At 64.3% G+C, this 6,418-nt stretch carries 4 protein-coding genes; 1 reads left to right on the top strand and 3 read right to left on the bottom strand.

Annotation, left to right across the window (positions count from 1 at the left end; translation table 11 throughout):
• Positions 1-186 precede the first annotated feature (186 nt).
• Together VFC51_01065 and VFC51_01060 are read right to left on the bottom strand one after the other, a co-directional pair.
• Positions 187-1,359: a Rieske 2Fe-2S domain-containing protein gene (locus tag VFC51_01065; protein HZT05595.1), complete on the bottom strand. Its 1,173-nt coding sequence runs from the start codon at positions 1,357-1,359 to the stop codon at positions 187-189.
• Positions 1,360-1,732: 373 nt separating this feature from the next.
• Positions 1,733-3,433 carry an ABC transporter substrate-binding protein gene (locus VFC51_01060; GenBank protein HZT05594.1) on the bottom strand — a complete coding sequence of 567 codons (1,701 nt, stop codon included), beginning with the start codon at positions 3,431-3,433 and terminating at the stop codon, positions 1,733-1,735.
• Positions 3,434-3,783: 350 nt separating this feature from the next.
• Between VFC51_01060 and VFC51_01055 the strand changes: the two genes are divergently transcribed.
• Positions 3,784-5,487 carry a peptide ABC transporter substrate-binding protein gene (locus VFC51_01055; GenBank protein ID HZT05593.1) on the top strand — a complete coding sequence of 568 codons (1,704 nt, stop codon included), beginning with the start codon at positions 3,784-3,786 and terminating at the stop codon, positions 5,485-5,487.
• 23 nt (positions 5,488-5,510) lie between these two features.
• Here the strand turns inward: VFC51_01055 and VFC51_01050 are convergent.
• A partial coding sequence (locus tag VFC51_01050; protein ID HZT05592.1) for a hypothetical protein occupies positions 5,511-6,418 on the bottom strand: 908 nt, incomplete at its 5' end.

The following is a 6,418-nucleotide window of genomic DNA, read 5'->3' as shown; positions in this document are numbered from 1 at the left end:
AGCGCTTGCGCAGCATACGACTGCGATGCATGTGGCCGTCGCCGACGACCGGGGGCCCGTTCGAGCGCGTCGACGAGGCGCTCTACGTTCGCGATCCCTCCGGAAACTTCCTCGAGTTCCGCGAGTAGACCGCGTCGAAATCGCCGCTTGACGGGCCGGTGGCGAGGGCCGACCGCTGTTGCGCCGCTACGAGGCCGCGGTGACGAAGCCCTCGCGCAGCCAGGGCCGATAGGCCGCGCGGGCCACGCGCTCGTGGCGGATTTCGATCATCGGCTCGTTCTTCGCCGGATCGCGAACGACCGCCATCGGGTCCTCACCGCGCTCGACCTTCTCGATGTTCTCGAGAAGCAGGTTGTGGTATAGGGCAACGCCCTTGTCCGAGGTGACGAGATGCTCGACCGTGCGGTCCGAGATTGGGCCTTGTCCGATCCAGGCGGCCTCGTCCTGCTGAATCACGGTGGGCGCGAAGACGCGCCCGAGGTCGTCGTACTCGACCCGCTCGTGCTTCACGATCAGGCCGTTCTGCGGGGCGGCTCCCGGCTTGCGCAGTGTTCCCCGGTACAGCACGTGCAAGGTGTGCGTGTCGTCGACGGGCACGCGGATCTGATAGCTGTGGTACGCATCCTGGAGCTGTGCGAGGATGTTGGGAAAAAGGATCGGGTGGCCCACGGTCCAGTCGTCGCAGTCCTCCGTTTCCCCTTCGACGAGGCGCCGCTTGTAGACGCCGTACTCGAACTCCTCGAATGCGATCTTGAGGTGGCGCGGCGTGCGCATGGCCGGCTCCTTGCCCAGCCGCCTGTTCATGTAGTTGCCATAATGGCCATGCAGGTGCTCGAAGTGGACCGGATCCATCGAGTTGTCCATGCACTGGACCCAGTTGCACGGCAGCAGCTTGATGGTGACGTTCTTGTCCAGGTCCTCGCGAACGAACCCTTCGTAGCGCGGGAGGAGCGGGCGCGGCTCGGGCCCAAGATACGCCCAGACGAGCCCGCCCAGCTCCGCGACGGGATAGGCGGCGATTCTCAATGGAAGGCAGGCGGGCTCGAACGGCATGTCAACGACGTGGCCGTCGGGATCGTAGGTCCACCCGTGGTACGCACAGCGGAGCCCATTGGACTGCGGAATCCCGTGGGCGAGCGAGATGCCTCGGTGGGCGCACCGTTCGGCGATCAGGCCCAGCCGACCGGCTTCATCCCGGAAGAGAATGAGGTCCTCGCCAAGAAGGCGAACCGGGCGCACGGGATCGGCTTCGAGGTCAGGAAGTGCGCCCACCACGTGCCAATACCGCCGCAAGAGGTTGCCCATGGGGGTTCCTGGTCCGGTCTGAGTCAGCCGTTCGTTGGTTTCCTTGGTGATCATGCCGCTCGCGCTCCCTCCGTTCTCGCTCATCCCCGTATACCACCGAGCTGAATTCTGGTCAACCTGCGCCGATTGCGCCGATGCGGGGTGCGGCGATGTCGATCCCATCGCGAAGTCATCGACGCTTGCTCCGGCGGGACCAATGCGGGCGGCCGGAGCTCTGCCCGCTGAGGGTATCGCTGCGGCAAGAGTGTGCTCCGCTTGGGATACGCCCGAGTCATCAGACTGAACCAGTCAGCATCCGGCCCTGCGCTGGTTGGCCGATGGGAGCCCGCGGCGGGATGGGCGGTTGAGAGCCGCCATGCTGGCCGCCGGGAGCGGACGCGTCGAGGCTAGGACGTCATGGGTCGAGATCCCAGAAGGGATCCGTGTCTCAGGACGTCCACTCCCAGGTTTCGACGTGCAGGATCCCGGAGCCCGCGTCCGGCGTTTTGCGCATGACCGGCCCCTTGAGGTTGCCAGCATGCGCGTTGGCGACGATGTCGAATAGCCCCGGTATGAGCCCCACGTCCTCGGACAGGATCTGCTCCATCCGCGCGAGGTCTTTAACACGGTCGTCGGGCTCGGGTGTGCCCAAGTAGGCGTCCCATAGTCGGTCGACTTCAGGACTGGTCCAGCCTCCCCGATTGGCGCCCGACCAGCGGTTCTCCGGGCGGGGCATGGCCGAGGAAATGAGCGCGCCAAATGGGTGGCCGCCAATGCCGCCGGTATTGAGCGCTGGCATCGTTGCGCGGGCCTGCTGATCGCGGAGCTGAGCCACAGGAATTACCTTGCCGTAGGCGTCAATCCCGACCTTGCGAAGGCTATCGACGAACAGGGCATTCTGCCGCTCGTTTGAGGTTCCGCCGTCTGTCGCGACTTCTATCCTGAACGGCTCACCATCCGCCTGCGTATACAGGCCGTTTGCCCGTCGCACCATGCCGTAGTCCTCGAGGTCCCTCGCCGCGAGCAGCGGGTCGTACTGGTGCTTGACAAGCGTGCGCTCGATCACTGGGTAGTAGCTGGCCGCCGGCGAAGTGAGGCTCCAGGTGAGAAGGCCCTTGCCGCCGGTGGTCACCTCGACAGCCGACGGCGCATCCATGCCGTGGGCAATGGCACGGCGGACCCGCACATCCAACAGCGCCGGCGGGTCGACGTATTCCGGTCGCAACTGGATCTCGGTCGGACGAAGGAGAACGGGTGAGTAGAGCACCTTTCCATCGGAGCCGCGTGCAGCCCAATCCTGCTCGAGCGTATGGGCATCCTCATAGAAGAGGACGTAATCGCTCACGAACTGGGCCTCCCCGCTGATCATGCTGGCAATTGCAGCGTTGGAGTCGGAGATGAAGATGACGCGAATGCGATCGATCTTTGGTTTTCCCAGGGCATGTCCGGCGAAAGCAACCCCATCGATGGCGGTGCCCGGTTCCCAGTGTTCGATCCGGTAGGGTCCCGCGCCAACGTACTCGGTGGTCCAAAACGGATTATTGATGATGGCCTGGGCGCCTGCACCGTCAAAAGCTGCCTCGACGGCGTGCCGAGGCAGCGCTTGAAAGGTGAGGTCCAGCGCATTGGCATCCGCATACGGACGTTTCCAGCGAATGAGCACCGTCTGCGGATCCGGAGCTGCCACCTCGCGCATGTAGTTCAGTGGCAACCCGGAGGACGAGCCAAGCTCGGGCATCGTGTAGAGCTTCCAGGCGTAGACGAAATCGTCGGCTGTTAGTGGTGTACCGTCATGCCAGGTCAAGTTTGGCCGGAGGTGATGCACAGTCTCCATTTCGCCGTCAGGAAAAACGTGCCAGGTGTCCGTGTTGAGCTGGGGCAGGGCCTCCTCAAGATATGGCTGCGGGACTTCGTTTTCGTCCAGGTAGTCGAGCATGGCGTTAAACAGCCGAATTGGCGCGGCAATCGATCCGGAATACGGCTGGAGCGACCGGGCGGCGATGCTCGGCGGCTCACCTCGCGACACGATGACGAGCGTGCGACTGACAGCTGGTGCAGCAGCCTGACGCGCATTCGACGCCGACGGCCCGCTCGGCGCTGACGCCGCCGAGCTGCATGCCACGATGGCCGCGCTGAAGACGAGGAGCATCGGGAAGCACGGCTTTGGCAGAAGGGTCCTCCTGTGCGCGTAGCTCCGTCGGGTGCGTGGCGCTGACCGGTGTCCTCGTGGAACATCCGTCATTCTCGATTCCATCGCGAGCAACCTTTGCGCCGTCAGCCGGTGGAATTCGTTGCGCGTCAGTCGCAGGATTGTTCAGCGGCGCGCGTCTGTCCCGCACACTCTATACACGGCGGTGAGCCTCGTCAAAGGTTTGACCGTTTGTGCCAACCGCTTGACGGGATTCGCGCGGGAACCTACCCTCGCTTGAACGACCAAGGAATAGAGGCGCGGTGTCCGTCCCGTGGCGCAGCAGCCTCGTCCACAGCGGAGGTGCAGGGATGCGGCGCGTCGGCATTGCCGTCGTGTTCCTTCTCGGGGCGATCATGGGCTGTGGATCGCCGCTACCCACGTCAAGTGGAATCCCGTCAAACGCCTCAGCGACGGTGGGTCAGAGCAAGCGGATCGTGGCCGCAATTCGAGGCGATCCGTTCACCATCGCTGACTCCATCAACGCAGCGGGCGGCGGACGCGTCGCCGGCGTGCGCGACGTCGAATTGCTGGTGAACTCGGGGCTCGGTCTCGTGGATCATGACGGCGCGCTGCGCCCCCTCATCGCCTCCACGGTGCCCACCCTGGAAAACGGCGCCTGGCAGCTAGTGCCGGATGGCAGTATGCGCACGACCTGGAAGCTTCGCCCCGAGGCTGTCTGGCACGATGGCGCGCCGGTAACCTCGGCAGACCTCGTCTTCACCACCAAGGTCGCGATGGACAAGTCGCTCACCATCGCGCAAGACACCGGCTACGGCTACGTCGAATCTGTCGAGGCGCCGGACGCGCAGACCGTCACGGTGGTCTGGAAGAAGCCGTTCATCGAGGCAGACACGCTCTTCAGTCGGACCGACCGCTCTCGCATCCTCCCGATGCCCAGCCACATTCTCGAGGAGTCGTACAAGGATGACCCCGCGAACTTCCTTCAGCTTCCGTACTGGAGCCAGGAGTTCGTGGGGACCGGCCCATTCACCATGAGCTCTTGGGTCGTGGGCAGCCATATGGTGCTCCACGCGAACGATCGCTTCGTGCTCGGCCGACCGCACATCGACGAAATCGAAGTCAAGTTCCTCTGGGATACGAATGTCATCGTCGCCAACGTCCTGTCGGGCGCTGTTGATCTGACGTTGGGCGAGGGGCTCAGCGTGGAGCAGGCGATCATGGCGCGCGAGCAATGGCACGAAGGACACGTCGAGGTGCCGCTGGAGACGATGACGGGGCTCTGGCCGCAATTCATCAACCCGGATCCGCCGGTGGTGGCCGATGTGCGGTTCCGGCGGGCGCTCCTGCACGCGCTCGACCGTCAGCAGATAGTCGACGTCTTCCTTGGTGGCCTCGTGCCGGTCGCGGACAGCTTCATCAGTCCGAAGGCCCCGGACTACTCGCAGATCCAACCCAGCGTCGTCCAGTACCCATACGACCAGCGCACAGCGATCGACCTCATTCAGAGCACGGGCTATACGCGTGGCCCGGAGGACTTCTTCGTGGACCCGACCGGTCGAAAGCTTTCCGTAGAACTGCGAACGACGGCGCATGAGCTCCGCGAGAAGCTGCTGTTCGTCCTGGCCGATTCGTGGAAGGCGGTGGGGGTGGGCATGGACCCGATTGTCATCCCCCGTCAGCGGGCCGCGGATCGCGAGTACCGGGCCACGTCCCTCAGCTTCGACTTCCGCTTCAACCCGCCCGAAGTGACGCGCTACCACAGCTCCCAGATCCCGCTGCCGGAAAATGGCTATCGGGGGAACAATTCCGCGCGCTACAGCAGTCCCGAGCTCGACGCGCTCCTCGAACGGTACGTCGTGACCATCCCGAAGTCGGAGCGCGTGAGCCTACTGGCCCAGATCATCCATCACATGACCGATCAGCTCGTGGTCATGCCCCTCTTCCACGATGCTGAGCCGGTCCTGATCGGCAATCGACTCGTCAACGTGGGATCGAAGCGAGGAGACTCCCTGCAGGGATGGAACGCGCAGGATTGGGACCTCGCGAGCTGAAGGCGAGCTTTCGAGCCCGGCCGTCACTCGCGGTAACGCGCACGGCGGGCGGGATCGGCGGACTCGATACCGGAGCGGAGCACGCGGACGCGCCAATCGAGGCTGGTCACGATCATCGGATGGTTCGGGTCGCGGATCACACCGAGCGGGTCGTGCCCCTGCTGCACACGCCGGATCTCCCGCAGCAGCATCTCGCGGTACATCACCACGCCGCGGTCGGTGGTTGCAAGCCGCTCCTGCGTGCGGTCGGCGACCGGTCCCTGCGTCTCCCACGCCATGTGGTCCTGTTGCTGCCCCTGGCTGACGTCGAAGCGGGTGTAGGGATGGATCGCATCGGATGGCGTCTTGTATGGCGCAACGTACCGAACCTTCGGCTCCGGCTCGTTCTCGACGATGCTGCCGTCCATTGTGGGCTGGAGATTGATAAAGACAATCGACGTGTGGGTGTCATCGATCGGGACGCGGATCTGCATGCCAGTTAGGTGCTGGAGGATGTTCGGGAAGATGACCGGGTGCGCATCGACCATGCCATTGACGAACACCCGCTTTTTCATGATCCCGCCGTAGGAAACCTCGTGCCAATCGTAGTGGTCGATCCAGTCCACAAAGCCGCGCGTGGTGCTGGTCGGCACGAGGGGCTCGTCGTCGACCGGGCCCAAGCTGCCATCCTCGAAAATGCCGGGGAGGGTTATCCGCTGGTGAAGGATCTGGTTGTGCGCCGGGTCGACGGAGTTCTCCATCGCCTGGACCCAGTTGCAGTCGAGCCGCGGCTGGAACTGAATCCGGTGCACGCCGTCCTTCCGCACGAAGACGTCGTATGGCGGGATGATTGGCGCGGGCGCCGGCCCCATGTACGCCCAGATCAGTCCGAGGTACTTCTGGACCGGATACGCGGTCGCCCTCACCGTCAGGTGGAACGTGGAGCCGGGCG

Source organism: Chloroflexota bacterium, assembly GCA_035652535.1.
In the GTDB taxonomy this organism is placed as follows: Bacteria; Chloroflexota; UBA6077; order UBA6077; family SHYK01; genus DASRDP01.
This window is presented reverse-complemented; position numbering and strand designations above follow the sequence as displayed.